The sequence below is a fragment of the Streptomyces sp. ME19-01-6 genome (assembly GCF_033793745.1).
Classification (GTDB): domain Bacteria; phylum Actinomycetota; class Actinomycetes; order Streptomycetales; family Streptomycetaceae; genus Streptomyces.
In genome coordinates this window covers 192,916-218,890 of record NZ_JARAXF010000005.1, presented here as the reverse complement: position 1 = coordinate 218,890, position 25,975 = coordinate 192,916, and the positions used below count along the sequence as shown (strand labels likewise).

Here is a 25,975-nt window from a genome sequence, read left to right as displayed (position 1 = left end):
ACCAGATCGACTACGAAACTCTCTTCGAGGCCACTCCGAGTCCGAATCTGGTGGTGGGTCCCGATCTGGTGATCGTCGCGGTCAATGAGGCGTATCTGAACGCCACCCGGACCAGGCGCGAGGACCTGCTCGGCCGCCATATCTTCGACGCCTTCCCCGACAATCCGGCGGACCCGCAGGCCACCGGGACCCGCAATCTGGGCGCCTCCCTGAGACGGGTCCTGGCGACCGGCGAGCGGGACAGCATGGCGCTGCAGAAGTACGACATCCCCGTCCGCGAGGGCTCGGGCGCGGGCGGGGAGAGCGGGGGCGGGAAACAATTCGAGGAGCGGTACTGGAGCCCGATCAACATCCCGGTCCTCGCCCCGGACGGCTCGGTCCAGCTGATCATCCACCGCGTGGAGGATGTGACGGACTTCGTCCGGGAGCGCGCGCGGGCGCCGCTCACGCGCACCGCGGAGATGGACGCCGACCTCCACACCCGGGCGCGCGAGCTGCAGGAGCTCAACGAGCGGCTGCGGGAGGCGCACGCCCGGGAGCGGGCGACGGCGCTGGCTCTGCAGCAGGCCATGCTGCCCGCGCTCGTCCCCGGTCTGCATCTGCGCGTGGGCGTCCGCTACCAGCCCGCCGTCGGCTCGCTCAATGTGTGCGGCGACTGGTACGAGGTGATCGAGCTGGCCGACGGCCGGATCGCGGCGGCGGTGGGCGATGTGGTGGGCCAGGGCCTTGAGGCCGCCTGTGTGATGGGACAGCTGCGCAGCGCGCTGAGCGCGGCGATCCAGGCCGTCGGGGGGCCGGCCAAGGCGCTGGAGACGCTCGGCCTGTACGCGCGCTCCGTCGAGGGGGCGCTGGCCGCGACCGCCGTGCAGGCCGTCATCGACCGGTCGGAGCGGACCATCTGTTACAGCTGCGCCGGCCATCCGCCGCCGCTGCTGCTGCGGGCCGAGGGCGATGTCGTACGGCTCGACGAGGCCACCGACCCGCCGCTGGGCGCCCGCCCCGAGCATGTGGACCGACCTCAGGCCACCCTCCCGTACACCCCGGGCGGCACCCTGGTCCTGTACACCGACGGGCTCATCGAGCGGCGGGGCGAGGACATCGACATGGGGCTCGACCGGCTGGCCCGGAGCCTGGCTTGGCACGGGGCGCTGGATCCCGAGCGCCTGGCCGACGCGCTGCTGGCCGACCTCGGCGTCACGGGCGGGACCGTCGCCGACGACACGGCGCTGGTGGTCATCGGCCTGTGACCTGCGGGCCCTGTCCCTGCTGTCCCTGGGTTTGTGCCTGTCCCTGTGCCTGTCCCTGCGGCCGTTCGGCCATCCCCGCGCACAGCGCCCAGATGACGAGGGCGTCCAGGATGAGCAGCGTCACGGCCCAGACCGGGTAGTAGGGCAGCCACAGGAAGTTGGCGATCAGGCTCAGCCCCGCCAGCACCACACCGGTCACCCGGGCCCACATGGCACCGGTGAACAGGGCCGCGCCGGCGATCACGGCGAGGGCGCCGACGACCGCGTGGACCCATCCCCACCCGGTGAGGTCGAACGCGAAGGCGTAGTGACCCGTGACCACGAACACCTGGTCGTTGCGTATGGCCGCGATCCCCTGGCTGAGGGCCATGAGTCCCGCGAAGATCATCATGACGGCCGCGAAAACGATCCATCCGCTCACCGCCGCCCGGTGGTGCACACCCGGGGCGGCTTGTGGCTGAACTCCACCGACCTGACTGGCCATTGCGGGCTCCTTCGTTCCTGCCGACCGACGGCCGAATGGCCGACGATTTCCGGCAATTGTAGCTAATTGCACCTTTTTCAGGTTTGCATACGCCGTCGAGGTCGGCACCCGCGGAACGCGGGGTGGCTCGCCTTCCGGGAAGCCGCGGTGTAGATGTAGGTGTATGGCCCGGTTTAAGGGTCGATCGTGGGTGCCTGCTGCCCGTATGTTCCCCGGTCGGCGCCCACGGAGTCGGCGGCGTGAGCGCCCAGAGGCGGCGGGGCGGCGCCCTGGCTCCTGGCTGAGCGCGCTCAGCGTCGCCGGCCAGGTTTTTCTGCTGCAGCTGGCGATCGTGCTGCTGCTGGTCGCCGCCGCGTCCATCGCGCTCGTCCTGCAGGTGAGGCACGACGCCACCAACGAGGCCCGCAGCCGGTCGCTCGCCGTCGCCGAGACCTTCGCCGGCGCACCGGGCATGGCACCCGCGCTGCGCTCCCACAACCCGACCGCGATCCTGCAGTCGCGCGCCGAAGCGGCGCGCAAGGACTCCGGGGTCGACTTCATCGTGGTCATGAACACGAACGGGACCCGCTACACCCATCCCGATACCTCGCGGATCGGCCGGCACTTCCTCGGGAGCTACCGCGCCGCCGCGGAGGGCGGCACCGTCACGGAGACCTTCACCGGCACGCTCGGCCCCTCCGTACGCGCCGTGGTGCCCGTCACCGACGGCCGGGGCAAGGTCATCGGCCTGGTGGCCACGGGGATCACGGTCAGCGAGGTGAGCGGCCTGGCCGACCGCCAGGTGCCGCTCCTCATCGGCGCGGCCGGCACCTCGCTCGCCCTGGCCACCGGCGGCACCGCGCTGGTCAGCAGCCGGCTGCGGCGGCAGACCCACGGCCTGGACCCGGGCGAGATGACCCGGATGTACGAGCACCATGACGCGGTGCTGCACTCCGTACGGGAAGGCGTGCTGATCGTCGACGGCGACGGCCGGCTGATGCTGGCCAACGACGAGGCGCGCCGCCTGCTGGAGCTGCCCGAGTATCCGGAGGGCCGGGCCGTCACCGAGCTCGGCCTGGAGCCGCGGATGGCCCGGGCGCTGGTGTCGGGGCAGGTGGTCTCGGACGAGGTGCTGGTGGCCGGGGACCGGCTGCTGGCGGTCAACAACCGCCCCACGGACCGGGACGGCGGCCCGCCCGGCAGCGTGGCGACCCTGCGGGACTCCACCGAGCTGCGCGCCCTGTCGGGGCGGGCGGAGGTGGCGCAGAAGCACCTCAAGCTGCTGTACGACGCCAGCGTGGAGATCGGCACCACGCTCGACGTCGGCCGGACCACCGAGGAGCTGGCCCAGGTCGCGGTGGGGCGGTTCGCCGATTTCGTCACGGTCGACCTGGCGGGGCCCGTGCTGCGCGGCGAGGAGCCGCTGGCGGTGGGCGGCATCGAGATGTGCCGCGCGGCGGTCCGGGGCATCAGCGACGACCACCCCTTCTACCCGGTGGGGACCCGTTTCTCATTCGTCTCCTCCACCCCGCAGGCCTGGGGCTTCGGCAGCGGGCGGGCGGCGGTCGAGCCGGACCTGAGGGAGGCCGGCGGATGGCGGGCCCAGGACCCGGAACAGACCGGCCTGGCCATCGACTACGGCGTCCGGTCGCTCGTGACGGTGCCGCTGCGGGCCCGGGGCGTCATGCTGGGGATGGTCAGCTTCTGGCGCATGGAGAAGAGCGGCCCCTTCGAGGACGACGAGATCTCCCTCGCCGAGGAGCTGGCCTCCCACGCCGCCGTCTGCGTCGACAACGCCCGGCGGTATACGCGGGAGCACACGATGGCGGTGACGTTGCAGCGCAGTCTGTTGCCGCAGGTGCTGCCGGAGCAGAGTGCGCTGGATGTGGCGTACCGGTATCTGCCGGCGGAGTCGGGGGTGGGGGGTGACTGGTTCGATGTGATTCCGCTGCCGGGGGCTCGGGTGGCGCTGGTGGTGGGTGATGTGGTCGGGCACGGGCTGCACGCCGCGGCCACGATGGGGCGGCTGCGTACGGCCGTGCACAACTTCTCCACCCTCGACCTGCCGCCCGACGAGATCCTCTCCCACCTGGACGACCTGGTCGCCCGGATCGACCAGGACGACGACACCGCCGCTGCCGCCGCCGGCGGCCTGGAGGGGGCCGAGGGCGGCGGTGCGGGGATCACCGGCGCCACCTGTCTGTACGCGGTCTACGACCCGGTGTCCCGGCACTGCGCGATGGCCCGGGCCGGACATCCGCCGCCCGCGGTGGTCGCCCCGGACGGCTCGGTGGAGTTCGTCGATCTGCCGGCCGGGCCGCCGCTGGGCCTGGGCGGCCTGCCCTTCGAGACGGCCGAGCTGAACCTGGACGAGGGCAGCCGGCTGGTGCTGTACACCGACGGGCTCATCGAGGACCGCAGCCGGGAGATCGACGTCGGGCTCGACCTGCTGCGCGACGCCCTCGCCCACCCCGGCCGGACACCCGACCAGACCTGCGCGGATGTGCTCGACGCCGTGCTGCCCGCACGCCCCGCCGACGACATCGCGCTGATCGTGGCCCGCACCCGGGTGGTGGGAGCCGACCGGGTGGCGAGCTGGGACGTCCCCTGCGACCCGGCGGCGGTGGCCGAGGTGCGGGCCGCGGTCATCCGGCAGCTGGCGGAGTGGGACCTGGAGGACCTGGCCTTCACCGCGGAGCTGGTACTCAGCGAACTGATCACTAATGCGATCCGCTATGCCGCGGGTCCGATCCGGGTGCAACTCCTACGCGATCGCAATCTCATCTGCGAGGTGTCCGACACCAGCAGCACCTCGCCGCATCTGCGGTACGCGGCGATGACGGACGAGGGGGGCCGCGGGCTGTTCCTGGTCGCGCAGTTCGCGGAGCGCTGGGGCACCCGCTATACGGCCGAGGGCAAGGTCATCTGGGCGGAGCTGGCGCTGCTCTGACACCCCCTCCCCGTGCGCCCCTCGCACCGATCGGCCCCAGGGGGCCTCACGGGCTTCGGGGCGCTGCGCCGGACTCCGTCCGCCGGCCTGGGGAGGCGCGACCCCTCAGCCCGCACGTTCGCGTTCGCGACGTTCGGTGGATGACATACCCTGATTCTGGCAACGCTGGACGCTCCAGCGTCGACAGAAAACGCGTCATGTGGGTGGACGTGCGGGCCGGAACGGATCATTCTGATGCCCGGCGTTTGACGAGGGTTCAGCGGCCGCCGCAGGGGTCATTCGGGGTTTGCCCCGACGTGCTGACCAGATGTCAAGGTCCGATTGGCGAGCGGGCCGGTCAAAAGTCTGTGTGCGGTACTACGATGTGCCGCTCATGGCTCGAAACCGCCCTCAACCCTCGATCGCGCCCCTGAGGACCTGAGAGATGTCAGCACATATAACCAGCCAACCCGTCAAAGGGCTCTCCATGACGCGGCAGGCCCTGGCCGTACCGCTGCTGGCCGCCGTCGTCGTCGGCGGCGTGGGGGCTTGGGTGACGGCCGAAGTGCCCTCCGCCAACCGGATGTCCGTCGGCGTGTTCTGCGGCGTGGTCGCCGTCCTGCTGTATGTGGCCGCCGCGTTCGCCGCGGCCCGCGCGCAGGCCGTGCGGCGGCTCCAGGAGCGCGTGGCGGCCGTGGAGGCCGACGCCGCGCGGCGTACGGCGGCGATGGAGGCCGAGGCCGCCAGACTCGCCGATGCAACGATTCCTCATGCGGTGCGGAGTCTGCGCGAAGGGGACTCGGCGGACACCGTGCTCTCCTCGCTGGCCTCCCCCGCCAGCCAGGCGCACAACCGGGTCCTCAAGACGCTGGTGCGGGAGGTGGCCACCGGTGAGCGCATGCGTGCCTCCGCCATGGCGGCCTGCGCCAACGCCGCCGGCCGCGTGCAGGCGCTGGCCACCAGCATGCTCGCCGACCTGCGGGAGATGGAGAACCGGCACGACGAGGCCGTCCTCGGCGACCTGCTGAAGCTCGATCACACCACCGCGCAGGCAGGCCGGATCGCGGACAGCATCGCCGTCCTCACCGGCGCCCGCTCCGGGCGCCGCTGGACCAAGCCGATCGTCATGGAGAGCGTGCTGCGCGGCGCGGTCGGCCGGATCAGCGCCTATCAGCGGGTCCGGATCCACTCGGCCAGCACCGCCGCGGTCGCCGGTTACGCCGCTGAGGGCGTCATGCACGCCCTCGCCGAACTCATGGACAACGCCGCCACCTTCTCGCCTCCCACCGAGGAGGTGCATGTGTACGTCCAGGAGACGCACACCGGCGTCGTGGTGACGGTCGAGGACGGCGGGCTCGTCATGGGCCCGGCCGCGCTGGCCCGCGCCGAGAAGGCCGTCTCCTCCCAGACCCTGGACCTGACGACGCTCTCCGGAACCCGGCTCGGGCTCGCGGTCGTGGGGCAGCTGGCCCGTAAGCACAACCTGACGGTCTCCTTCCGGCCCTCCTCGCGCGGCGGCACCGGCGTGGTCGTCCTGATCCCGCAGCAGCTGATCACCCATGTGAGCCAGGACGCCGCGACCACCTCGGGCCGCGCGGCCAGGACCGCGGCGCCCCGTCCGGCCCCCGCCCAGGCCCCCGCTCAGGGCGCGAGCCGCTCCGGCGCCGTCTCCAGCGCCCCCTCCGCCCGGACCGCCGCCCCCGCCCGGCCCGCTCCGGCCGCCGCCGCACCGAGCCCGAACGGCCAGGCCGCCGGCGCACCGAGCCCGAACGGCCAGGGGGCCGGCGGACTGCCCAAGCGCCGCCGCGGCGAGACCCTGGCCGCGGCCGGCCGGCCCACCCCGGCCGAGGCGCCCAAGGCGCCCTCCGCCAAGCCCCGCCCCGACGCCGCCCGCTTCGGCGCCTTCCGTCAGGCCACCCGCGGCGGTTCCCCCTGCCCGCCGCCCGCGGCCGAGTCCGCCCCGCGCGCCGACGACCAGGCGGCCGAAGTCTGTCCGAACCCCGAGACGTCTCCCGAGAACGACCAGCCGTGACAGAAGGAACCCCGATGAACACCACAGATCGCAGCTTGGACTGGTTGCTGGAGAACCTGCTGAAGAAGACCCCCGGCGCCCGGCACGCCTTGGTGCTCTCCAGAGACGGTCTCAAGCTGTGCCTCACCTCCGGCCTGTCCCTGGACCAGGCCGACCAACTGGCGGCCATCGCCTCGGGGATCCAGAGCCTGTCGCACGGCGCGTCCATCGAGTTCGGCGACGGGAGCGGCGGCGTCCGGCAGTCGATGACGGAGTTCCACGGCGGGATCCTGTTCATCGTGGAGGCCGGTGAGGGCGCCCACCTCGCGGTCATCGCGGAGGACGAGGCCGACGTCGGCATCATCGGCCACAACATGAACGAGCTGGTCGAGCAGATCGGCGACCATCTGCGCGCCGCGCCCCGCGTGGGCGTGAGCGATGGCGGCGGGGTCACAGCATGATCCGAGGGGCCGTCGACAGCGAGGATCCGGACCGGCTGTACACCGTCACCGGTGGCCGCAGCAAGGTGGACGAGAGCGTGTTCGACATGGTCACGCTCATCGTCAGCGAGAGCGAGCCCACCGCGGGCATGCAGTCGGAGCACGCCAAGATCCTGCGGATGTGCCACCGTCCGCTGGCGGTCGTGGAGATCTCCTCGTACCTGGCGCTGCCGGTCAGCGTGGTGAAGATCCTGCTCTGCGACCTGCTCGACACCGGAAAGATCACCGCTCGCCATCCTCAGGCGGTCCGCCCCGGCACGCGGCTGCCCGAGCCCGAGATGTTGAAGAAGGTGCTCGTTGCACTCCAGAACCTCTGATCACCCCGTGCGCGAGCACCTGAGCGAGAGCGCGCGCGACGGCCTCAAGATCGTGATTGTCGGGGGCTTCGGGGTCGGAAAGACCACCATGGTCCGGTCCGTCAGCGAGATCCGCCCGCTGAGCACCGAGGAAACCATGACCCAGGCGGGCCTGGGGATCGACGACGCGTCGCAGGTGGAGAGCAAGACCACCACGACCGTCGCCTTCGACTTCGGCCGCATCAGCCTGGATGAGCAGATGGTGCTCTATCTGTTCGGCGCCCCCGGCCAGGAGCGGTTCTGGTTCCTGTGGGACCGGCTGTTCATGGGCACCCTGGGCGCGGTCGTGCTGGTGGACACCAACCGGCTGTCCGACTCCTGGTACGCCATCGACCGGCTCGAGTACCACGGCACGCCGTTCATCGTGGCACGCAACAACTTCAGCGAGCCCAAGCACAGCCTGGAAGAGGTGCGTTCGGCCCTCGACCTGCCCCCCGATGTCCCGTTGATCGACTGCGACGCCCGGGAGCGCGACTCCAGCAAGGCCGTGCTGGTCGCCCTCGTGCGCCATCTCTACTCCCTCTCCACTATGTCCACCTCCTCCTCTGCCGCCCGGGAGAGCACCGCGTGACCACCCCGGACCCCACGCCCGTATCCGAGGCCCCCTTCGCCCCCGCCGGGCCGCTGTGGCCCGAGCAGCCGGACGCCGTGCCGCTGGAAGCCGCACACTTCCGGCACAGCCAGGACGAGCTCTACCGGCAGCTCCGCCGCGACCACGGCCCCGTCCTGCCCGTCCTGCTCGAGGGCCAGATCCCCGTCTGGATGGTGCTCGGCTACCGGGAGATGGTCCGGGTCACCACCGACTCCAACACCTTCGCCCGCGACTCGCGCCGCTGGCACTCCTGGGACAAGGTCCCGCCGGACTGGGAGCTGATGACGTTCGTCGGCTACCGGCCGACCATGCTGTTCACCGAGGGCGCCGAGCACGAGCGGCGGGCCGAGGCGATCATCGACAGCATGGAGGTCGTGGACCCGTACGAGCTGCGCGCGCTGTGCGAGCGCGTCGCGGACAACCTGATCGACACCTTCGCGGGCCGTGGCCACGCCGATCTGATCACCGACTACGCCTGCCAGATCCCGCTCCGGGTGCTGAACCGGATGTACGGCCTGGGCCCGGCCGAGTCCGACGAACTCCAGCGGGTCACGGTCGACCTGGTCAGCGGGGTCGGTGGACCGGAGGCGCACCAGAACATGGTCGACCGGATGGTGGCGCTCCTGCAGCAGTCCCGGGCGAACCCGGACCGGACGAACATCGCCACCGTCCTCGCGTTCCACCCGGCGGGCCTCACCGACGACGAGATCATCAACGACCTGCTGGGCAACGTCTACGCCGCCCACCAGCCCACCACCGACCTGATCGGCAACGCGCTCCGGCTGATGCTCACCGACGAGCGGTTCGCGGTCACCATGTCAGGCGGGCGGCGCAGCGTCGGCCAGGCGATCAACGAGGTGCTCTGGGAGGCCGCCCCGGTCCCCAACTGGGTCGGCCGCTGGGCCGCTGAGGACACCATGCTCGCCGGACGCCACATCAGGAAGGGCGACTGCCTGATGCTGAGCCTCGCCGCGGCCAACGCCGACCCCGACGTACGGCCGGACTTCCGGGCCGGCGCGGGCGGCAACCAGGCCCACATGGCGTTCAGTCACGGCACGCACGGCTGCCCGCAGGTCGCCCGCGACCTCGCCGAGGCCATCGCCATGGCCGCGATCGAGGTCCTGATCGACCGGCTCCCGGACGTGTCCCTGACCGTCGCCCCCGAAGAGCTGGAGTGGCGCTCCGCGCTGATGATGCGCGGCGTGTCCGCCATCCCGGTGGAGTTCACCCCCACCTCCCGCTGAGCACCTCCCACTGAACACTCCCGCCCGGCTCCTGCCCAAGGTGCCCCTCCGAGAGGAGGAGGGGCACCCCCAGCGGTGGCTGGGGCAGCCTTGGGAGGAGTGCCCTGGGGCGCCCGAGGGGCGGGTTACGACACGGGCTTGGCGCCGCGCTCCTTGAGCATGTCGTTCATCAGCTGGATCTCCGACTGCTGGCTGTCGACCATGCCCTGCGCCAGACGCTTGACGGTCGGGTCCTTGGCCAGTTTGACCGCCCCCTTGGCCATGTCGATCCCGCCCTTGTGATGGGCGATCATCAGCCGCAGATACATCACCTCGGCGGCCCGGCCCTTGGACTTGCGCAACGCCTCCAGCTGGGTGTTGGTGGCCATGCCGGGCATGAGGGACCCGTCGTGCGGCTTGTACGTGCCGTCCATCGCGCCCATGGACCCCATCGAGCCGTGGTCCATGGACTCGTCCGAGGACAGGTCCTTCATCCAGGTCATCGGGGGGTCTTCCGAGGTCTTGGAGAGCCCCCACAGATTCAGCCAGCCGAGCATCATCCCGCGCTGGTTGGCCTGGGTGTTGATGATGTCGTACGCGAGGCGGCGCACATCCTCGTCGTCGGTGGTGTCGCGCACGATGAACGACATCTCCACCGCCTGCTGGTGGTGGATGGACATGTCCCGGGCGAAGCCCGCCTCCGCGGAGGTGTCGGTGGGCTTCGACGGCCCGGTCGTGCCGTCCGAGCGGTCCGCCGTGAGCCACAGGACGCCCACCGCCACCAGCGTCAGCAGGGCGAGCGCGGCGGATATGCCCGCGATCAGCGGCTGGCGTCCCGCGCGGCCGGTGTCCGCCACCTGGCCGGTGTCCGTCATTCCGCCTTACCTCCGGTGCACGCGGCGCCCTCTTCAGGGGTCTGCTTGCCCTGCACGTAGTCCTTGAAGAACGTCGCCACGCGCGGGTCGTCCGCCGAGTCGACCTTCAGCTGGAGACCCCATGCGTTGAGCAGTATCGGGGCGTCCTGGTCCTGGTAGGGGCTCATCAGGGAGTACGGGGTCGCCTTCACGCGCTTCTCCAGGGCGGTCACGTCCTTGGCCGGCGCCTTGTCGGTGTAGGTGACCCAGACGGCGCCGTGCTCCAGGGCGTGCACCGCGTTCTCGTTGGTTATCGCGTGGTCGTAGACGTCGCCGTTGCAGTTCTGCCAGACCTGGTTGTGGTTGCCGCCGACCGGCGGCGACATCGCGTACTTGACCTTGCCCTCGACGTGGGTCCGGCCGAGGTTCTTCCAGGTCTTCATGCCCTTGAAGGTCCCGGTCTTGACCGTCGTCATCGTCACCGCCTTGGCCTTCTCGTCCTTCTCCTTGGTGGCGTCGATGATGAAGTAGCCGCCGACGACCATCCCGATGACGATCACCGTGCACGAGACGATCGTGATGACGCGGTAGCGGCGGTCGCGCGCCCGCTCGGCGCGGCGCAACTCCTCGATCTTCTCGCGGCGTGCGGCGGCCGCGTTTTTCGTCTTCGATCCCTTGGAAGCCATGGGTTGTCCTTGTCCTTGCACTGGAGGAATGAGTGATGTGCGGATCCGGATACCGGCGGCCTTAGGTGCGAAGCACTTGGAGCTGGTGGAGGCCGGGGGCGCGGACGGCGTGGTCGGGCGGGGCCCGGGTGGCATCCGTGTCGTGCGGGCGGTCGCGCGGGAGGAGCTCGGCGAGCGCGGGCGGGGGGACGGGCGCGGGCACCACGCCCTGACTCACCCCCCGAGGGCCGGCCACGCAGTTGTCGCCGGCGCCGCCCGCGCTGTCCGCCCCGGGTGTCCCGGGCGTCCCGGGGGCCTGCGCCGCGACGACGGCGTGCGCCGTGGTGGAGGCGTGCGCTGTGGCAAAGGCGTGGTCCATGGCGGCCGCGTGCTCCATGGCCGGGTGGAGGAACGAGGGCGCCAGCCAGAGCGCGACGGTGAGCAGCGGGACGGCACAGCGGAGCACCGAGAGCACGGTGGCTCGCACCGTGCCGCCCGGTATTCGGCTCGCGTCGCGCTGTCTACTCATCGCGCCAGATCGTAACCACTGGGCCTGCCGCGGCTGAATGGGCAAAGGCCCGGCGGGGTGCCGGTCCTTCGCCCATCGCTCACGCGCCTGTGGGTCACCCCTCGCTTTGTCCCGCTTCAGCCCTTGCCGAGGAGCTTGTTCAGCACGGTGATCTCCTCGCTCTGGGTCTTGATGATGTCGTCGGCCATGGTCTTGGCGGGGCCGTAGGCACCCTTCCGCTTCTCGGTGCCGGCCATCTCCACCGCGCCCTGGTGGTGCTGGACCATCAGCTTAAGGAACGCGGTGTCGAAGGCCGCGCCGGACGCCTTCTTGAGCTCCTCCATGTCCTTGGAGCTCATCATTCCGGGCATGCCCTCGTGCTGGGAGTGATCCATGCCGGGCATCGCCTCCGGGACGTCCTCGCCCCAGGCCTCGAGCCACCCGGACATCGTACGGATCTCGGGGTCCTGCGCCTTCTTGATGTCGGCGGCCAACTTCTTGACCTGGCTGGAGGAGGCCCGGCTGGCGGCCAGACCGGCCATCTCCACAGCCTGGCGGTGGTGGGGGATCATCCCCTGCGCGAAGCTCACATCGGCCTTGTTGTGCCTGCCGGACGGGGCGGACGCGCTCGCGCTCGCGCTGGTCTTCGTCGAGTCGTGGCCGGAGTGGCCGCCGCTGCCGCCGTCGTCGCTGCCGCAGGCGGTCAGGGTCAGGGACAGAGCGGCCGTGGCGGCCGCGGCGGTGAGCGCCGTACGGCGGGTGAGGGAACGCATGGTGGAACTCCTGAGGAAGTGTTGGGGTGTTTCTGGACATGCCGAACCGGCGCCGGACCCACCCGGGATCGGGAGGGTCGGCGGCGCGAGGGCGTGTCCTATATCCGCAGGAGTTGGAGTTCGGCCAGGGTGGGCGGCGCGCGCCCGTCGGCCGGGGACGGTGCCGTACCGGGCCGGGCCGTCGCGACGTCATGGCCGCAGTCGGCCACGGGGGTCGAGGGGGGCGCGGACAGCGTGGGCCCACCGCCGAGCGCGGGCGACGCGCAGGTCGGATCGGCGTGATGGGCATGCGAGCCGCCGCACGCGCCGTCGCAGCCGCTATGGGCGGCGGGGGCGGTCACGACGGTCGTCATGGCGGCGGGGTGCTCATGGGCGCCCGGCATCAGACCGCCGGCGGGCCCGAGGGCGTGCATGCCCAGCAGCCCGGCCAGAAGCCCGAGCACGAGCAGCGCGCGCCACCGCCACGCGGGCGGCGACGGACGGCACTCGGCAGGGCTCGGCACGGGCCCATGCTAGGGGGGCGGATGGGTCAGTCGTGGCGGGGGATACCGGAGAGCTCGTGGTCCGCGTGGTTCAGGGCCTCGGCGACCAGGCGGGCGAGATGCCCGTCCTGCAGGGCGTAGACGACGCGGCGGCCGTCCTTGCGGGAGGCGACGAGCCCCGCGAGGCGCAGCTTGGCCAGGTGCTGGCTGACGGCCGGGCGGGCGGCGCCGCAGGCGGCGGTCAGCGTGGTGACATCCGCCTCGCCCGCGCTCAGGGTGTGCAGCAGGGCGAGCCGGGTCCGGTCGGCGAGCAGGCCCAGCACCTCGGCTGCGCGGGCCAGTTGCTCGCCGCTCGGGACTCGCGGGTGCGAACCGTGCGCATCTGATAGGTGCATGCGTGCGCTCATACGCACATAATGGGGCTGGGCGATCCCCATGTCCAGGCACGCCGTGCCCCGCTGCGCACCACCGTCCGCGTCGGAGGACCTGTTATGACCGACCACCACCACGACCAAGGGCACCGCCACGACCACGGCCACCCCCACAGCCACCACCAGGGCCGTACGAACGCCTGGGCGCGGTGGCGCCACCGTGCGGGGCATGTGCTGCGACCCCACTCCCACGAGTCCGCCGACCGGACCGACCGCGCGCTGGAGTCCTCCGCGCAAGGCATGCGCGCGCTGTGGACGTCGTTCGCGGTGCTCGGAGCGACGGCCCTGGTCCAGGCCGCGGTCGTGGTGGCCTCCGGATCGGTCGCGCTGCTGGGCGACACCGTCCACAACGCCGCCGACGCGCTGACCGCCGTGCCGCTCGGCGTCGCCTTCGTCCTCGGCCGCCGGGCCGCCACCCGCCGCTTCACCTACGGCTACGGGCGCGCCGAGGACCTGGCGGGCCTCGCGATCGTGCTCACCATCGCCGCCTCCGCCGCCTTCGCCGCCTGGACGGCCACCGACCGTCTCCTGGACCCTCAGGCCGTCCACCATCTGCCCGCCGTCGCCGCCGCGGCCGTGGTCGGGTTCCTCGGCAACGAATGGGTGGCCCGCTACCGCATCCGCGTCGGCCGCGCCATCGGCTCGGCCGCCCTCGTCGCGGACGGCCTGCACGCCCGTACCGACGCCCTCACCTCCCTCGCCGTGCTGCTCAGCGCGGGCGGCTCGGCACTCGGCTGGCGCCTCGCCGACCCGCTGGTCGGCCTCGCCATCACCGCCGCGATCCTGCTCGTCCTGCGCGATGCCGCCCGCGAGGTCTTCCGCCGCGTCATGGACGCTGTCGACCCGGCCCTGGTCGACGCCGCCGAACGCGCCCTGCTGGCCGTCCCGGGCGTCCGCGGCATCGGCGAACTGCGGCTGCGCTGGATCGGCCACCGGCTGCGGGCGGAGGTCGCGGTGGTGGTCGGCGGAGACCTGACCGTACGCCAGGCCCACCAGGTCGCCGTGGAGGCCGAGCACGCCCTGCTCCACGCGGTCCCCCGCCTCACCGCCGCCCTCATCCACGCCGACCCCACCCCGCTCCCGGGCACACCGGACCCCCACGCCCGGCTGGCCCACCACGCGACGGCCTGAGCGCACCGACGGCAACAGCCCATACGGCCAATGCAGCTGTTAGCGTGGCCTCGTTGAGCGATGGGGGCGGAGACAACAGATGGCGTCGGACACTTTCCACATCGGCGGGGATCTGACGGTACGGCGGCTCGGCTTCGGAGCCATGCACCTGCCGACCGAGCCCGCTGCCGACCGCGAAGCCGCCATCGCGGTCGCCCGACGGGCCGTCGAGCTGGGCGTCACGCTGATCGACACCGCCCATCTGTACGGCGGGGGAGCCAACGAAGAACTGCTTGCCGAGGCCCTGCACCCGTACCCCGCCGGGCTGCTCATCACCACCAAGGTCGGCGTCGCGCGGACGGGCCCCGGCGGCGAGTGGCGGCTGGACGGGCGTCCGGCCATCCTGCGCGACCAGGTCGAGCAGGCCCTCCGCCGGCTCCGGGTCGAGCGGATCGAACTGCTCCAGCTGCACCGCATCGACCCGGAGACACCGCTCGCCGACCAGCTCGGCACCTTGCGGGAGCTCCAGTTGGAGGGCAAGGTCGGCCGGCTCGGGCTGTCCGAGGTCACCGTTGCCGAGCTCGGCCAGGCGCGGGAGATCGTCGATGTCGTCAGCGTGCAGAACCGCTACAACCTGCTCGACCGCGAATACGAGCCGGTGCTCAGGGCCTGCGAGGCGGCGGGGATCGCGTTCCTGCCGTGGCGGCCCGTCGCGGCGGGGGTGCTGGGGGCCAGGGCGGAGATCGCCACCATCGCGGACGAGCTCGGCGCCACCCCCACGCAGGTCTCCCTCGCATGGCTCCTCGACCACTCGCCCGTCATCCTCCCGATCCCCGGCACCGCCCGGATCGACCACCTGGAGGAGAACCTCGCCGCGACCCGTGTCACCCTGACCTCGTCACACCGCGAACGCCTCGACCGGCTGGCGGCTGAGCAGGCGCGGGCCTAGGCAAACTTGGACATCCAGACAGTCATCTTGACTCCGCAGCACAGGATTCCGGACGACTGGGCGGCGGATCCCTGGGCCGAGGTGCGGCCCTGATCGACGGTGTTGACGTCCTGAAGGAGGACCACCCGGAAGGGGTGGCACTCAGTTGCCGACACTGGACGGGGCCGGCCGAGATTGCCTTTTGGTGTGGTGAGCCGCTACGGCCGCCACAGGCGAACGCTCTCGCACTGGCGCCGCCCGATGTAGGTCTACCCGGCCCCGGCACGGTCTGCCTCGGACACGATCGCCAGGGCCGGCCGCACGTTTCCCGGGCGCGGTTGTGGCTGCTACGGGGTGAAGCGAACCGTCACGTTCGCCCAGCCGTCCGGGCTCGCGTAGTGCCATGCGCCGGTTTCGTCGGCCGAAAGCATGGCTTCGGAGTACAGGGCTCCGACGAGGAGTTTCCAGGGCTCGGCTCTCTTGGCGGTTTCAGTGCGCGCCAGATCACGCAGCGACTTGTCAGCGGCTTGGAAGATGGCCGTGCGGATATCGAAGTACCGTGCGTGGTCGACTGTTCCTGTGGTGACGCCGGATGTGCTGATGAACGTCCATGTGGCGTGCCAGGGTCCATCTGCCATGGGGAATCACTCCGGCTAAGTGCTCTGTGTCGTGACTTTGCGGTGAGTATGAGACGACGACACGCCATGGCGTCGGCGTGTCGTCGTCTCATACTCACCGCAAATGGCGGTCAGGGCGGGTGATCACCCCGGCAGGGGCCATGCCTCGCTGGCGCTGGGCGTGAAGCTGTGCGATGGCCTGTAGCTGTCGCCGCTCGTACGCCGTTGCGGGGCGCACCGAGGCACAGTGCGATCGCCATGTGAGGCCGGTGGGGCGGGTGAGGCAGACCATCGGCCCATCGAAGTCGGTGATGGTCGCGGGCATGTCGTAATGCCGGTCGTAGACCACCATGCCGACCTCAAGACGGGGCAGGATGCGGGTCCAGCCCGCACCGCTCACCGCTTCCCCCTGGCGCGGCATCGGGCACACGGGAGCCGGCACGGTGGCAGATCGGCCCCCGGCGGGATGAACACGACGCCGGAGTGCGCGTCCAGCGCCCCGCCGTACCGTGTCCACCATCCTGTGGGGGAGCCCTTGTAGGCAGTGTCCGCGAATGCGTCGGCGTCCGTCCGGGTGGTCGTCTCGGCCGGGGAAGTGTCGGCGCTGGCGGCTGGCGCGTGGTTCACTGCAGCCCCCGCTCCACTGTCTCCGTCGGCCGATCGGGGAACCTGCCGTTATGGACGCGCAGTTGGCGCGGCTGGCCGAGTTCGCCAGGCTGCCGAACACTGTGCTCCAGGTCGCCCCGTTCGAGATGGGGACTCGTCGGCCGTTCAATCTGCCGCTCTACATCCTGACGATGGCGGACCGCTCGCTCATGTCGTACGCCGAGTCTGCCCAGCGGGGGCATCTCGAACGGGACAACAGGTTCGTGCTGCCCATACTGACGGCCTACCATCAGCTACAGGCCGAAGCGCCCTCTCAGACAGAGTCTGTGGCCATGATCAACCAGCTGCGAAAGGGCACCCCGTGACGACGGAATCCCCCCGTTGGTTCAAGTCCTCGTACAGCGACAACGGTGGCGCTTGCGTGGAGGTCGCCGCCAACCTCGTCGCCTCGCGCGGCGTGGTCCCCGTCCGTGACAGCAAGGAGCCGCACGGCCCGGCGCTCACCTTCGAGGCGTGTGCCTGGTCGTCGTTCGTGTCGGCCGTCAAGCGCGGGGAGTTCCCCGCCGCCTGACCACCGCAGCAACGAGCCATCGAAGCGACCGGCCCCCGCCACCGGGGGCCGTCGTCATGTCGGCACGTGAGTGACGTGGCGACCGCGCGCCCTGTTTCGGGACCATGCTTGAGGAGACCAGATGGCGCGAGTGAACTTACGTGCTGCGTTCATGCGCGGTACGGCGTCCACCGTCACGGCGCAACGGGTATTCACCAACCGCCTCAACGAGACGACCGCGTTCACTCGCTCGTTGGAAGAGCTTCACGAGGTACTGGACGCGGCGGAACATGAACTCCAAGGCATGTTTGCGGCGCCCAAGTAAGGATCGGGCTGTTTTCGAACGGGCGGTAGGCGACAATACAGATCAACGAGGGACCACAGGACGGTTCCACCAGCCAGGCGGGGGACACATGATCTTCGTTGTTTCTATGGTGGTCGTACTCGCAGCCGCGGTCGGGGTGTGCTTGGCCGTACTGCGGCGCAGAGGCGGTTCGGGGGAGCGCGGGGCACTGGAGCGTGCGGCGGCGGCCCAGGGACTCGCACGGGGGCTGAGCACCGCGAACGCCACGAGGCAGAATGTGGGGCCCTATGGGCCCTGAATCTGACCGCAGTCGGCCAACTGCGCCACAACATGGCCCTCTGGCGGATAACTGCTGTCCGGCCGTCCCGACCCTGTACTCAGCTTCGACACCGCCGCGACTGTCACTGAACTCCACAGCGGGGGCTATTGACCCCGTTTCCAGCCTGATTGTCCCGTATCCGATGAAACGGCCTCAACGCACAGACCACGCGCAGGCTGAGACGTCAACGCAGGTGGGTCAGGGCTGCGGCGGCGACCGACGCCCCCGCGGGACACGTTCCATCCTGCGCTACGCCGCGGTCCGGAATGGTCGTGGTGCCGACCAAGTGGTGTGTGTCGTGCAGGGCGACGAAGATGAAGCAGATCCCCTGGAATTCGGACTGCACTGCCTGGTGCTGCCCCACCGGCACCTGCGTGACGCGCCCGTTCTTGGTCATGGTCTTCGCGTAGGACAGTGGTAGATCCAGTGCGAGGCTGACGTTCTGGCCTGCCAACTTCCACGCGCACGACGTCCCGTTCTTGCCGGATTCCTGTTTCCCCTTGCCGCTGATTCTGAGGGCGGCGAGGTCGCGCCCGTCGAGAGCGCGGCACGGCCGCGCCGCCAACTGAGCCTGGGTGTACCTGCTCGGCTGCGGTGCGGCTGAGGGCGAGGCGGAGGCGGGGGGTGAGGCGGGGGGTGAGGACGAGGATGTCGGACGGGGGGACGATGGCTGCGACGCGCCCTGCCCACTCGAACATCCGGCGCTGAGCAGGCTCACGGCAAGTGCGAGCACAAGGCCGCCTGTTCGGCGGGAACGCCCGCCCCGGGCGCGCTGATCGGGATCGAATCGCAGCATATCGGGACGGTAGTGGCGCTGTGCCGGGACCGGTCCCGGCGGTGGCTGTTCGGGCCGGATCGGCATCGCAACGCCGGCGCAGGCCGCCGCTTGGCCAACCCCACCTCGAAGCACGCCGCAGACTTTCCGCAGGCTTGGATCCGTGTGGTCAACCGGTCACCTTCGCGAAGAACGCGGCCACGTTCGCCACGGTCCGCGCGATCTTCTCCTCCAGGGTGAGTGACTCCTGGATCCGTCCGTCGGCGCCCGCGCTCTTCTTGCCGCGCACGTACAGCGAGCAGGCGAGGTCGCTGCACATGTAGGTGCCGACCGAGTTGCCCTGCTGCCCGGCCTGCCGGGCCTTCGGCGCGACCATCAGGGAGACGCCGCCCGTGTGGGAGGTCAGGCACACCGAGCACATGCCGCGCCGGATCTGCCAGGAGGCGGGGCTGGGGCAGCGCAGCTGGAGGGCTTTCGGGCGGCCGTCCAGGGTGGTGACGAGGTAGGCGCGCTCGGGGGACTGAGGGTCTCGCCAGCCGAGGAAGTCCAGGTCGTCCCAGGGCCGGTCGCCCAGGTCGCGCGGGATGGAGAGGCGCTTCGCCTCGCCCTTGGTGCAGTTCACGAACGCGGCACGGATCTCTTGCTCGGTCAGTGGCTTCATGAGAGCCAAGCTAATTTGCCTAATACTCCTAGGCAAATCAATAATGTGTTCTGTCAAATGAGGGGAAGGGTATGGCAAATGCAGGACTGACCATGGAGCGCCTGACCCGGGCGGGGGCGGAGCTGGCCGACGAGGTCGGGTTCGACCAGGTGACCGTCTCGGAGCTCGCCAGGCGCCTCGACGTCAAGGTCGCGAGCCTGTACTCGCGCCTGAAGAGCTCCCAGGACCTCAAGACCAGGATCGTCCTGCTCGCCCTGGAAGAACTCGCCGACCGGGGCGCCTCCGCTCTGGCCGGGCGGGCCGGCAAGGACGCCCTGGCCGCCTTCGCCGACGTCTACCGCGACTATGCCCGGGAGCACCCCGGCCGCTACGCCGCGGCCCAGCTCAGGCTCGATCCGCAGACGGCGGCCGCCAGCGCGGGTGGCAGGCACGCGCAGATGACGCGGGCGATCCTGCGCGGCTACGACCTGCCGGAGCCGGACCAGACGCACGCGGTCCGGCTCCTGGGCAGCGTCTTCCACGGGTACGTCAGCCTGGAGATGGGCGGCGGGTTCAGCCACAGCGCCCCCGACACGGAGGAGAGCTGGGCGCGGATCGTGGACGCGCTCGACGCCCTGCTGCGGAACTGGCCCGCGCCCTGACCGCCTCAGGCCTCAAGGCCCAGGGCTCAACCGGCCCCCACCCGCGTCGCCTTGGGAAGCGCCGCCCGCGCGGGCAGCACGCTCGCCGCGAGCGCCAGCACCAGGCAGCCCGCGACCGCCCCCGCGACGGGCGCGGCGGGCACGACCAGCGAGACCGGGGCGCCGAGGCTGCCGCTGAGGCCGGCGCGGATGCCGAGCAGGGAGGGGAGCGCGGTCAGGGCGCCGAGGACGGAGCCGAGGGCGACCACGAAGGTGGTCTCCGCCGCGACGGTCCCCAGGACTTGGCGGGTCGTCGCGCCGGACAGGCGCAGCAGGCGCAGGTCGCGCAGCCGGTCGGCGGTGGACATCAGGAGGGTGTTGGCGACGGCGATGCCCGTGCAGCCCGCCGACATGGCGACCAGCAGCAGGGTGAAGACCTCGACCAGGCGGTCCTCCTCGGCGTCCGCGCGGTCCGCGTACGCGGCCACGCTCATCTCCTCGGCGCCGAGCCGCCGCAGCGCGGCGGGCGACGCGGCCGGGCCGGTGCGGTGGACGACGTCGGTGAGGGCGGTGGGGTCGTGGGAGCGGACCGTGGCCCGGGGGAGCAGCGCGGTGTACGGGGTGGGGGCCGTACGGTCGGAGAGGACCGCCACGATCCGTAGCCTCTCGGTGCTGCCGTCCTCGAAGGTGACCTCGACGGCGGTCTCTCCGCCCAGCGTGGCCAGCGCCGACTCGGTCACGGCCATGGTCCCGGGGCCGCGCAGCCGGGCGAGCGATCCGGAGACGGCCCGCAGCCGGTGGTGGACGTCGGCGAAGGCGGCGGGGTCGATGCCCGCGGCCTCCAGAGGGGTTTTGGCCGCGCCCCCGTAGACGGTCGTGGCCAGCAGCCCCGTCCCCGGGACGGATTCGGCGGCGGCGTCGGACAGCCCCGGGGTGCCGCCGCGGGCGACGACGGCGGCCTGGGCCCGTACGGAGACGGTGTCGCGGGTGGCGTAGGAGTGCACGGAGGTCTGGGTGTTGCCGGTGATCAGGACGACGAAGCCGACGGTGGCCAGCACCGGAGCGGTCGTCGACGCCGTACGCCGCACCGCCGCCAGCATGCCCTCGCGCACCAGCATGCCGCCCGCGCCACGGCGGCGGGCGAGCGGCCGGGAGACGGCGCGTACGAGCGGGGGGACCACCGCGGGGACGAGCAGGGTCACGCCGGTGATCAGGCCGACGGCCGTGCACAGGGCGAGGGTTGTCATGTCGGTCGGGTCTGCGAAGGCCGACCCGACCGCGGCCGCGCAGCCCAGGGCGGTGAAGGCGATCCCGGTCAGCGCGCGGGCGCGGGTCATCGGGCGGTCGTCCGCGGCGGCCTCGCGCAGCGCCTCCAGCGGGCCGGTGCGGGCGGCCCGGCGGGAGGCGGACCATACGGCGGCCAGCGCGACGGCCAGACCGGCGGCGAACGTCGCCGCGAGCACCCACGCCTGGCGGCGGACCGCGAAGCCGGGCGGCAGGAAGCCCGCGTCGGTGAGCACGTCGCCCAGAGCGGGGGCCAGTGCCGCGCCGAGCAGGGCCCCGGCCGCGGCGCCGACCGCGCCGACGGCGAGCGCCTGCCCGTACAGCAGGCGGCGCAGCTGGCGTCCGGTGGCGCCGACCGCGCGCAGCAGACCGAGTTCGCGGCGGCCCCCGGCCACGCTGAAGGCGAACGTCGAGGCGACGACGAAGACCGTCGCGAAGGCGGACAGCGCGCCCATGGCGGTCAGCACCTGGCCGCCGATCCAGCGCGTCTTGGCGTCCCGTACGGGGGCCAGTTCGCTCCGCGCGGCGCCGGCGAGCACCGTGCCCGCGCCCCTGGCCACCGAGTGCGCCACCGAGCGGACCGCCGAGCGGGCCGCCGTCGCGACCGCGCTGGGGTCCGCGCCTTCCTCGGTCAGCAGCCCGATGACCCGCACCCCGCCGGACAGCGCGGCCGCGCGCTCGTCGGTCAGGTAGTAGCCGGGCCCGTCGACCGTGCCCGAGACGGTGAACCGTCCCGTCCCGGCCGCGGTCAGCAGCGTGATCCGCTCGCCCGGCCGGGCCCCCAGGGCGCGGTCGAGGGCCACCTCGTCGGGCCGGTGCGGGGCACGGCCGGCGGTGAGCCGGTACGGGGCGAGGGCCGCGCCGGACCAGCCGTGGCCCAGCCGGTCGCCCTTCCGCTGTCGGCCCACCGGCTCCCCGCCCACGACCGCCTGGGCGTAGAAGGACTGGTCGGGCACGGCACGCCGCACCCCGGGCACGGCGTCCAGCGCCCGGCTCAGCTCCTTCGTCTGCCGGGCGGACCAGGGGGCCCGCTCCAGGAACACCCCGTCGGGGCCGGTGCCCTGAGCGCTTTGGACGAGCACGGGGGCGCCCGCGTACCGGCCGGGCACCCCGCCGTCCCCCGACAGCAGGATCAGCGCGCTCATGGTGAGGATCGCGACGCCCAGGCACAGGGCGGTGAACGAGCCCGCGAAGGCCGTACGGCGCGCCCGTACGGTGGCGACGGCCAGGCCGAGCATGCCGGCCCTCCTTTTTCCGGCCCTCATGCCGCCGCCTCCAGCACCGACATCCGCGCGGCGATGGCCGCCGCCCCGGGCCGGTCCGCGATCTCGTCGGCGACCCGCCCGTCGGCCAGGAAGACGACCCGGTCGGCCCACGCGGCCGCGGCCGGGTCGTGGGTGACCATGACCACGGTCTGCCGGTGGCGGTCGACCAGGCCGCGCAGCAGGCCGAGTACGGCGCGCGAGGTGGTGATGTCCAGCGCGCCGGTCGGCTCGTCGGCGAAGAGCACCGCGGGCCGGGTGATCAGCGCCCGGGCGACCGCCACGCGCTGCTGCTGGCCGCCGGAGAGCCGGTCCGGGCGGTGTCCGGCGCGGTCGGCGAGGCCGACCTCGGCGAGCGCGGCGGCCACCTGCGCGGGGTCGGGGCGGTGGCCCGCCAGGCGCAGCGGGAGGGCCACGTTCTGCTCGGCGGTCAGGGCGGAGACCAGGTTGAAGGACTGGAAGACGAAGCCGATCCGCTCCCGGCGCAGCAGGGTCAGGGCCGTCTCGTCCAGCTCCCCGGTCTCCGTGCCACCGATGACGACGCGGCCCGCGGTCGGCCGGTCGAGCCCCGCCGCGCAGTGCAGCAGCGTGGACTTGCCGGAGCCGGAGGGGCCCATCACGGCGGTCATGGTGCCCTCGGCGAAGCCGAGCGTGACCTGGTCGAGGGCGGTGACGGCGCGCTCCCCCGTCCCGTACCGCCGGGAGACACCGTGCAGTTCGACGGGGTGGGCGGAGGGGGTGGTTGTGGTGGTTGTGGGCATGGCGTCGAGTGAACCGGCGCGGGGCGGGGCGGCACACGGGTGGCCGGGCTAGTCCCGATACTCCATCTGGCACTACTGTGCGCGGCCCGCCGCGCGGTTACGGTCGAGCCGTGATCCCCCGAGACCCCCTGGAAGCGCTGACCCGCGGGCCCGTCGGTTTCCTCCGCTCCTCCTGGCCCTGGCGGTCCGCCGGCTATCTGCTCGCGGGCGGGCTGCCGGGCGTCGTGTGCGGGCTCGCGGTGGCGGGCGTGGCCGCCTCCTGGGCGCGGATCGGCGCGGCGACGGCCGTGGTGTGCGCGCTGCTCGTGCTGGGCTGCGCCACCGTCGCGGCGCGCCCGTGGGAGCGGCGGCGGCTGCGCCTGGTGGCGCCCCACATGACGGTCGGCCCGGCCCGCTCGCCGCTGCCCCGCGACGCGGCCGCCTGGCGCGAGATCGGCCATGGCGCGCTGTCCGTGCTGGCGCTCGGCTGGGTCGATCTGGCGGTGGTCCTGGTGTCGCTGGGGATTCCGGGCGCGCTGCTCGCCGCGCCGCTGCAGCCCGAGGCCCCGCCGTGGGCGCGGCTCGGCGGCCCGCTCGCGGGCGCGCTGCTGCTGCCGGTGGCCGCGTATCCGATCGCCGCCTGGGCAGGGGCGCGGACGGCCGTGTCGCTGGCCGTACTGGCCCTGGGCGACGCGGAGCTGACGGAGGTGCGGCGGTCCCGGGCGCGCCTGGTGGACGCGTACGAGGCGGAGCGGCGCCGCATCGAGCGGGATCTGCACGACGGGGCCCAGCAGCGCCTGGTCGCGCTGACCATGAAGCTGGGCCTGGCGGGGCTCGACCTGCCCGCCGGATCGCGCGCGGCGCGCGAGGTGGCGGAGGCGCACCGGATGGCCAAGGACGCGCTCGTCGAGCTGCGCGAGCTGATCCGCGGGGTGCATCCGCAGGTGCTGACCGAGCGGGGGCTGCCCGCGGCGGTGCGGGACGTGGCGACGCGTTCGGCCGTGCCGGTGGACATGGATATCGACCTGGAGCGGCGGCTGCCGCCCGCCGTGGAGGCCGCGGGCTACTTCGCGGTGTGCGAGGCGCTGGCCAATGCGGCCCGGCACAGCGGCGCGGCCCGGCTGCGGGTCGGCGGGCGGCTGCGCGGCGGGGTGCTGGTGCTGGAGGTGGGCGACGACGGGCGCGGGGGCGCGGACCCGGCCGCCGGGACCGGGCTGACCGGGCTCGCCGACCGGGTCGCGGCCGTGGACGGCAGAATGCTGCTGTCCAGCCCGGTCGGCGGGCCGACCCGGCTTCGAGTGGAGATTCCGTGCGGCGACTGAGCGTGGTGATCGCGGAGGACGCGGTGCTGCTGCGCGAGGGCCTGGTGAGCCTGCTGGAGCGGTTCGGGCACCGCGTCCCGGCGGCCGTCGGCGACGGTCCTTCGCTGGTCGCGGCCGCTCTGGAGCACGAACCCGACCTGGTGATCGCTGATGTGCGGATGCCGCCCGGCTTCACCGACGAGGGGCTGCGGGCGGTGCGCGAACTCCAGGCGCTGCGCCCGTCCCTGGCCGTTGTGGTGCTGAGCCAGTACGTCGAGCAGACCTTCGCCGAGGAGCTGCTGGCGGCCCGGCGCGGCGCGGGCACCGGCTATCTGCTCAAGGACCGGGTCGGCGACGTCACCGAGTTCACCGACTCGCTGGCGCGGGTGGCCGACGGCGGCACGGTGATCGACCCCGAGGTGGTGCGGCAGCTGCTGGCCCGCGGGCGGGACCCGCTGCGCCGCCTCACCCCGCGCGAGCGCGAGGTCCTGGCGCTGATGGCCGAGGGCCGCTCCAACTCCGCGGTGGCCCGGGCCCTGGTGGTCACCGAGGCCGCGGTGGCCAAGCACATCGCGAACATCCTGCTCAAGCTGGATCTGCCGCCCGCCCCCGACGACCACCGCAGGGTGCTGGCGGTGCTGGCGTATCTGCGGGGCTGAGGCGGGGCCGGCCCGGCGCTGTTCAGGTCCAGGGAACCGTGTGGAGCCGCCCGGGCCGGTACTCGTCGCGGCCCGCCGGGAGAGCCATGACGGACGCGCTCGCGAGGGCGGCCGGGGCATCGCGTGAGGGGGCCGGGGCGGGGCGCGTCTCCAGCGTCCGGAGCCGGTCCAGCAGAATTCCCTCGCGCAGCGCCCAGGGGCAGATCCGCAGCTGCTCGATGCCCAGGACCTCCATCGCGGCCTGCGCGACGACCGCGCCCGCCAGGGCCTGGTGGGCGCGGGCGGCGGAGATGCCGCGCAGCCGGGCGCGCTCGGCGTCGTTCCTGGCGGCCAGCCGGGGCACCCAGGCCGTCAGCAGGTCCCGGTCCAGGACGCGTTCGGCATACGGGCCGGCCTTGGCCTTCGGCGCGCCGGTCAGCCGGGCCAGCTGGGCGAAGGTCCGGGAGGTGCCGACGCGGGTCCGCGGCTTCGGACGGTCGCGCAGCCCCTCGGTCGTCTCGCTGATGACGGACCGTACGAACTGGCGCAACGCCTTCACGTCCCGCTTCTTCACCGGGCAGGTCTCGGGCAGATGATGGCGGGTCAGCCGGCCCGCCCCCAGCGGGACGGACAGCGCGACGGCGGGCTCGGCGTGGCTGCCGCAGGCGATCTCCAGGGAGCCGCCGCCGATGTCGAGCAGCAGCAGCTCCCCGGCCGACCAGCCGTACCAGCCGCGCGCCGCGAGGTAGGTGAGCCGCGCCTCCTCCTCGCCGGTCATGAACGTCAGCCGGACCCCGGTCGCGTCCTCGACCTCGGCGAGCACGGTCGGCCGGTTGGCGGCGTCCCGGATCGCCGAGGTGGCGAACGGCACCAGCGTCTCCACGTCGTGGGCCTCGGCGACCGCGACGGCCTCCGTCACCGCGGCGACCACCCGCTTGATGGCCTCCGCATCGATCACCCCCTGCCGGTCGGTGGCCTCCGCCAGCCGCACCGGCCGTTTGAGCGAGGTCACCGGTTCGGGGGGACCGCCCGGCGTGAGGTCGGCGATGCCGAGGTGGGCCGACTGGGAACCGATGTCGAGCACTCCGAGACGCATGCCTGGTGACTGTCCGTTCCCTGGAATTTCACTCATTGTTTCCTTTCGGTCGGAAGGTTCCCGGCCACGCGGCCCGTGATTCCGGGCGTGGTGCGGGTCGGCAGGAAGGTGTCAGCAGGGCGGGTGGTAC

Annotated in this window: 28 protein-coding genes and 1 pseudogene; 15 read left to right on the top strand and 14 right to left on the bottom strand. The window is 72.4% G+C overall.

Annotated features, from left to right (window positions below):
• Nucleotides 1-53 precede the first annotated feature (53 nt).
• Entirely contained in the window at nt 54-1,247 is a 1,194-nt protein-coding gene (locus PV419_RS14405; RefSeq protein ID WP_415925303.1) for a PP2C family protein-serine/threonine phosphatase, read from the top strand.
• Here the strand turns inward: PV419_RS14405 and PV419_RS14400 are convergent.
• Nucleotides 1,234-1,731: a hypothetical protein gene (locus PV419_RS14400; RefSeq protein ID WP_319688605.1), complete on the bottom strand. Its 498-nt coding sequence runs from the start codon at nt 1,729-1,731 to the stop codon at nt 1,234-1,236. The genes PV419_RS14405 and PV419_RS14400 overlap by 14 nt on opposite strands.
• 163 nt (nt 1,732-1,894) lie before the next feature.
• Between PV419_RS14400 and PV419_RS14395 the strand changes: the two genes are divergently transcribed.
• The 6 genes from PV419_RS14395 to PV419_RS14370 all read left to right on the top strand — a co-directional run bounded on the left by PV419_RS14395 (nt 1,895) and on the right by PV419_RS14370 (nt 9,342).
• Nucleotides 1,895-4,660, top strand: a complete 2,766-nt coding sequence (locus PV419_RS14395; protein ID WP_415925302.1) for a SpoIIE family protein phosphatase — start codon at nt 1,895-1,897, stop codon at nt 4,658-4,660.
• Between the two features lie 424 nt (nt 4,661-5,084).
• Nucleotides 5,085-6,671 carry a sensor histidine kinase gene (locus tag PV419_RS14390; RefSeq protein ID WP_319688604.1) on the top strand — a complete coding sequence of 529 codons (1,587 nt, stop codon included), beginning with the start codon at nt 5,085-5,087 and terminating at the stop codon, nt 6,669-6,671.
• 14 nt (nt 6,672-6,685) lie between these two features.
• The gene (locus PV419_RS14385; RefSeq protein ID WP_319688602.1) at nt 6,686-7,111 is read left to right on the top strand and encodes a roadblock/LC7 domain-containing protein; all 426 of its coding nucleotides are present in this window, start codon (nt 6,686-6,688) and stop codon (nt 7,109-7,111) included.
• On the top strand, nt 7,108-7,467 hold the full coding sequence (locus PV419_RS14380; RefSeq protein ID WP_319688600.1) for a DUF742 domain-containing protein: 360 nt from the start codon (nt 7,108-7,110) through the stop codon (nt 7,465-7,467). Before PV419_RS14385 ends, PV419_RS14380 begins: the two co-directional genes overlap by 4 nt.
• Nucleotides 7,448-8,077, top strand: a complete 630-nt coding sequence (locus PV419_RS14375) for a GTP-binding protein (protein WP_319688598.1) — start codon at nt 7,448-7,450, stop codon at nt 8,075-8,077. Before PV419_RS14380 ends, PV419_RS14375 begins: the two co-directional genes overlap by 20 nt.
• Nucleotides 8,074-9,342 (top strand): cytochrome P450, encoded by a 1,269-nt coding sequence (locus PV419_RS14370; protein WP_319688597.1) that lies wholly within the window; start codon nt 8,074-8,076, stop codon nt 9,340-9,342. The genes PV419_RS14375 and PV419_RS14370 overlap by 4 nt, the downstream gene beginning before the upstream one ends.
• Before the next feature lie 125 nt (nt 9,343-9,467).
• Here the strand turns inward: PV419_RS14370 and PV419_RS14365 are convergent, their stop codons facing one another.
• From PV419_RS14365 to PV419_RS14340, 6 genes are all read right to left on the bottom strand, one after another.
• On the bottom strand, nt 9,468-10,196 hold the full coding sequence (locus tag PV419_RS14365; protein ID WP_319688595.1) for a DUF305 domain-containing protein: 729 nt from the start codon (nt 10,194-10,196) through the stop codon (nt 9,468-9,470).
• A complete protein-coding gene (locus PV419_RS14360) occupies nt 10,193-10,861 on the bottom strand; it encodes a DUF3105 domain-containing protein (protein WP_319688593.1) in 669 nt (222 codons plus the stop codon). Before PV419_RS14360 ends, PV419_RS14365 begins: the two co-directional genes overlap by 4 nt.
• Nucleotides 10,862-10,922: 61 nt before the next feature.
• Nucleotides 10,923-11,369 carry a hypothetical protein gene (locus PV419_RS14355; RefSeq protein WP_319688591.1) on the bottom strand — a complete coding sequence of 149 codons (447 nt, stop codon included), beginning with the start codon at nt 11,367-11,369 and terminating at the stop codon, nt 10,923-10,925.
• A 116-nt stretch (nt 11,370-11,485) separates the two neighbouring features.
• Nucleotides 11,486-12,121 (bottom strand): DUF305 domain-containing protein, encoded by a 636-nt coding sequence (locus PV419_RS14350; RefSeq protein ID WP_319688590.1) that lies wholly within the window; start codon nt 12,119-12,121, stop codon nt 11,486-11,488.
• A gap of 98 nt (nt 12,122-12,219) precedes the next feature.
• Nucleotides 12,220-12,624, bottom strand: a complete 405-nt coding sequence (locus tag PV419_RS14345; RefSeq protein WP_319688588.1) for a DUF6153 family protein — start codon at nt 12,622-12,624, stop codon at nt 12,220-12,222.
• A gap of 26 nt (nt 12,625-12,650) precedes the next feature.
• On the bottom strand, nt 12,651-13,010 hold the full coding sequence (locus PV419_RS14340) for a metalloregulator ArsR/SmtB family transcription factor (RefSeq protein WP_319688586.1): 360 nt from the start codon (nt 13,008-13,010) through the stop codon (nt 12,651-12,653).
• An 84-nt stretch (nt 13,011-13,094) separates the two neighbouring features.
• Between PV419_RS14340 and PV419_RS14335 the strand changes: the two genes are divergently transcribed.
• Both PV419_RS14335 and PV419_RS14330 read left to right on the top strand, forming a co-directional pair.
• Nucleotides 13,095-14,165: a cation diffusion facilitator family transporter gene (locus tag PV419_RS14335; protein WP_319688584.1), complete on the top strand. Its 1,071-nt coding sequence runs from the start codon at nt 13,095-13,097 to the stop codon at nt 14,163-14,165.
• Nucleotides 14,166-14,244: 79 nt separating this feature from the next.
• Nucleotides 14,245-15,093: an aldo/keto reductase gene (locus tag PV419_RS14330; protein WP_319688581.1), complete on the top strand. Its 849-nt coding sequence runs from the start codon at nt 14,245-14,247 to the stop codon at nt 15,091-15,093.
• A gap of 326 nt (nt 15,094-15,419) precedes the next feature.
• On the opposite strand, the gene PV419_RS14325 is transcribed toward PV419_RS14330, so the two are convergent.
• Both PV419_RS14325 and PV419_RS14320 read right to left on the bottom strand, forming a co-directional pair.
• Complete coding sequence (locus PV419_RS14325) at nt 15,420-15,710, bottom strand: hypothetical protein (RefSeq protein ID WP_319688580.1); 291 nt, start codon at nt 15,708-15,710, stop codon at nt 15,420-15,422.
• A gap of 94 nt (nt 15,711-15,804) precedes the next feature.
• Nucleotides 15,805-16,110, bottom strand: coding sequence for a hypothetical protein (locus PV419_RS14320; RefSeq protein WP_319688578.1), 306 nt, complete (start codon nt 16,108-16,110; stop codon nt 15,805-15,807).
• A 223-nt stretch (nt 16,111-16,333) separates the two neighbouring features.
• Between PV419_RS14320 and PV419_RS14315 the strand changes: the two are divergent.
• The 3 genes and pseudogenes from PV419_RS14315 to PV419_RS14305 form a co-directional block, all read left to right on the top strand.
• Nucleotides 16,334-16,660 (top strand): annotated as a pseudogene (locus PV419_RS14315) (Scr1 family TA system antitoxin-like transcriptional regulator); the annotation flags it as partial.
• Nucleotides 16,657-16,866, top strand: a complete 210-nt coding sequence (locus tag PV419_RS14310) for a DUF397 domain-containing protein (protein ID WP_319688576.1) — start codon at nt 16,657-16,659, stop codon at nt 16,864-16,866. The pseudogene PV419_RS14315 and the gene PV419_RS14310, both read left to right, overlap by 4 nt.
• Nucleotides 16,867-16,987: 121 nt before the next feature.
• Nucleotides 16,988-17,170 carry a hypothetical protein gene (locus PV419_RS14305; RefSeq protein WP_319688574.1) on the top strand — a complete coding sequence of 61 codons (183 nt, stop codon included), beginning with the start codon at nt 16,988-16,990 and terminating at the stop codon, nt 17,168-17,170.
• Nucleotides 17,171-17,652: 482 nt separating this feature from the next.
• Here PV419_RS14305 and PV419_RS14300 read toward each other — a convergent pair whose 3' ends face one another.
• Together PV419_RS14300 and PV419_RS14295 are read right to left on the bottom strand one after the other, a co-directional pair.
• A complete protein-coding gene (locus PV419_RS14300) occupies nt 17,653-18,264 on the bottom strand; it encodes a DUF3558 family protein (RefSeq protein ID WP_319689071.1) in 612 nt (203 codons plus the stop codon).
• A 148-nt stretch (nt 18,265-18,412) separates the two neighbouring features.
• A complete protein-coding gene (locus PV419_RS14295; RefSeq protein WP_319688572.1) occupies nt 18,413-18,904 on the bottom strand; it encodes an FBP domain-containing protein in 492 nt (163 codons plus the stop codon).
• 71 nt (nt 18,905-18,975) lie between these two features.
• On the opposite strand from PV419_RS14295, the gene PV419_RS14290 reads away from it, so the two are divergent.
• Nucleotides 18,976-19,545, top strand: coding sequence for a TetR/AcrR family transcriptional regulator (locus PV419_RS14290; RefSeq protein WP_319688570.1), 570 nt, complete (start codon nt 18,976-18,978; stop codon nt 19,543-19,545).
• Between the two features lie 26 nt (nt 19,546-19,571).
• Here the strand turns inward: PV419_RS14290 and PV419_RS14285 are convergent, their stop codons facing one another.
• Nucleotides 19,572-22,046 (bottom strand): FtsX-like permease family protein, encoded by a 2,475-nt coding sequence (locus PV419_RS14285; protein WP_319688568.1) that lies wholly within the window; start codon nt 22,044-22,046, stop codon nt 19,572-19,574.
• A 23-nt stretch (nt 22,047-22,069) separates the two neighbouring features.
• Nucleotides 22,070-22,831, bottom strand: a complete 762-nt coding sequence (locus PV419_RS14280; RefSeq protein ID WP_319688566.1) for an ABC transporter ATP-binding protein — start codon at nt 22,829-22,831, stop codon at nt 22,070-22,072.
• A gap of 110 nt (nt 22,832-22,941) precedes the next feature.
• On the opposite strand from PV419_RS14280, the gene PV419_RS14275 reads away from it, so the two are divergent.
• Both PV419_RS14275 and PV419_RS14270 read left to right on the top strand, forming a co-directional pair.
• Nucleotides 22,942-24,132, top strand: coding sequence for a sensor histidine kinase (locus PV419_RS14275; RefSeq protein ID WP_319688564.1), 1,191 nt, complete (start codon nt 22,942-22,944; stop codon nt 24,130-24,132).
• 5 nt (nt 24,133-24,137) lie between these two features.
• Nucleotides 24,138-24,770 carry a response regulator transcription factor gene (locus tag PV419_RS14270; RefSeq protein ID WP_319689069.1) on the top strand — a complete coding sequence of 211 codons (633 nt, stop codon included), beginning with the start codon at nt 24,138-24,140 and terminating at the stop codon, nt 24,768-24,770.
• Between the two features lie 22 nt (nt 24,771-24,792).
• On the opposite strand, the gene PV419_RS14265 is transcribed toward PV419_RS14270, so the two are convergent.
• Nucleotides 24,793-25,845 carry a hypothetical protein gene (locus PV419_RS14265; RefSeq protein ID WP_319688562.1) on the bottom strand — a complete coding sequence of 351 codons (1,053 nt, stop codon included), beginning with the start codon at nt 25,843-25,845 and terminating at the stop codon, nt 24,793-24,795.
• Between the last annotated feature and the right edge of the window lie 130 nt (nt 25,846-25,975).

What these genes read in the sequence shown, in the direction of transcription:
- PV419_RS14400 (WP_319688605.1), bottom strand. Translation starts at nt 1,731, where the DNA reads ATGGCCAGTCAGGTCGGTGGAGTTCAGCCACAAGCCGCCCCGGGTGTG.
- PV419_RS14350 (WP_319688590.1), bottom strand. Translation starts at nt 12,121, where the DNA reads ATGCGTTCCCTCACCCGCCGTACGGCGCTCACCGCCGCGGCCGCCACG.
- PV419_RS14325 (WP_319688580.1), bottom strand. Translation starts at nt 15,710, where the DNA reads ATGGCAGATGGACCCTGGCACGCCACATGGACGTTCATCAGCACATCC.
- PV419_RS14280 (WP_319688566.1), bottom strand. Translation starts at nt 22,831, where the DNA reads ATGCCCACAACCACCACAACCACCCCCTCCGCCCACCCCGTCGAACTG.
- PV419_RS14380 (WP_319688600.1), top strand. Translation starts at nt 7,108, where the DNA reads ATGATCCGAGGGGCCGTCGACAGCGAGGATCCGGACCGGCTGTACACC.
- PV419_RS14265 (WP_319688562.1), bottom strand. Translation starts at nt 25,845, where the DNA reads ATGCGTCTCGGAGTGCTCGACATCGGTTCCCAGTCGGCCCACCTCGGC.
- PV419_RS14300 (WP_319689071.1), bottom strand. Translation starts at nt 18,264, where the DNA reads ATGCTGCGATTCGATCCCGATCAGCGCGCCCGGGGCGGGCGTTCCCGC.
- PV419_RS14295 (WP_319688572.1), bottom strand. Translation starts at nt 18,904, where the DNA reads ATGAAGCCACTGACCGAGCAAGAGATCCGTGCCGCGTTCGTGAACTGC.
- PV419_RS14340 (WP_319688586.1), bottom strand. Translation starts at nt 13,010, where the DNA reads ATGAGCGCACGCATGCACCTATCAGATGCGCACGGTTCGCACCCGCGA.
- PV419_RS14355 (WP_319688591.1), bottom strand. Translation starts at nt 11,369, where the DNA reads ATGAGTAGACAGCGCGACGCGAGCCGAATACCGGGCGGCACGGTGCGA.
- PV419_RS14365 (WP_319688595.1), bottom strand. Translation starts at nt 10,196, where the DNA reads ATGACGGACACCGGCCAGGTGGCGGACACCGGCCGCGCGGGACGCCAG.
- PV419_RS14395 (WP_415925302.1), top strand. Translation starts at nt 1,895, where the DNA reads ATGGCCCGGTTTAAGGGTCGATCGTGGGTGCCTGCTGCCCGTATGTTC.
- PV419_RS14390 (WP_319688604.1), top strand. Translation starts at nt 5,085, where the DNA reads ATGTCAGCACATATAACCAGCCAACCCGTCAAAGGGCTCTCCATGACG.
- PV419_RS14285 (WP_319688568.1), bottom strand. Translation starts at nt 22,046, where the DNA reads ATGCTCGGCCTGGCCGTCGCCACCGTACGGGCGCGCCGTACGGCCTTC.
- PV419_RS14290 (WP_319688570.1), top strand. Translation starts at nt 18,976, where the DNA reads ATGGCAAATGCAGGACTGACCATGGAGCGCCTGACCCGGGCGGGGGCG.
- PV419_RS14335 (WP_319688584.1), top strand. Translation starts at nt 13,095, where the DNA reads ATGACCGACCACCACCACGACCAAGGGCACCGCCACGACCACGGCCAC.
- PV419_RS14305 (WP_319688574.1), top strand. Translation starts at nt 16,988, where the DNA reads ATGGCGCGAGTGAACTTACGTGCTGCGTTCATGCGCGGTACGGCGTCC.
- PV419_RS14385 (WP_319688602.1), top strand. Translation starts at nt 6,686, where the DNA reads ATGAACACCACAGATCGCAGCTTGGACTGGTTGCTGGAGAACCTGCTG.
- PV419_RS14320 (WP_319688578.1), bottom strand. Translation starts at nt 16,110, where the DNA reads ATGCCGCGCCAGGGGGAAGCGGTGAGCGGTGCGGGCTGGACCCGCATC.
- PV419_RS14360 (WP_319688593.1), bottom strand. Translation starts at nt 10,861, where the DNA reads ATGGCTTCCAAGGGATCGAAGACGAAAAACGCGGCCGCCGCACGCCGC.
- PV419_RS14330 (WP_319688581.1), top strand. Translation starts at nt 14,245, where the DNA reads ATGGCGTCGGACACTTTCCACATCGGCGGGGATCTGACGGTACGGCGG.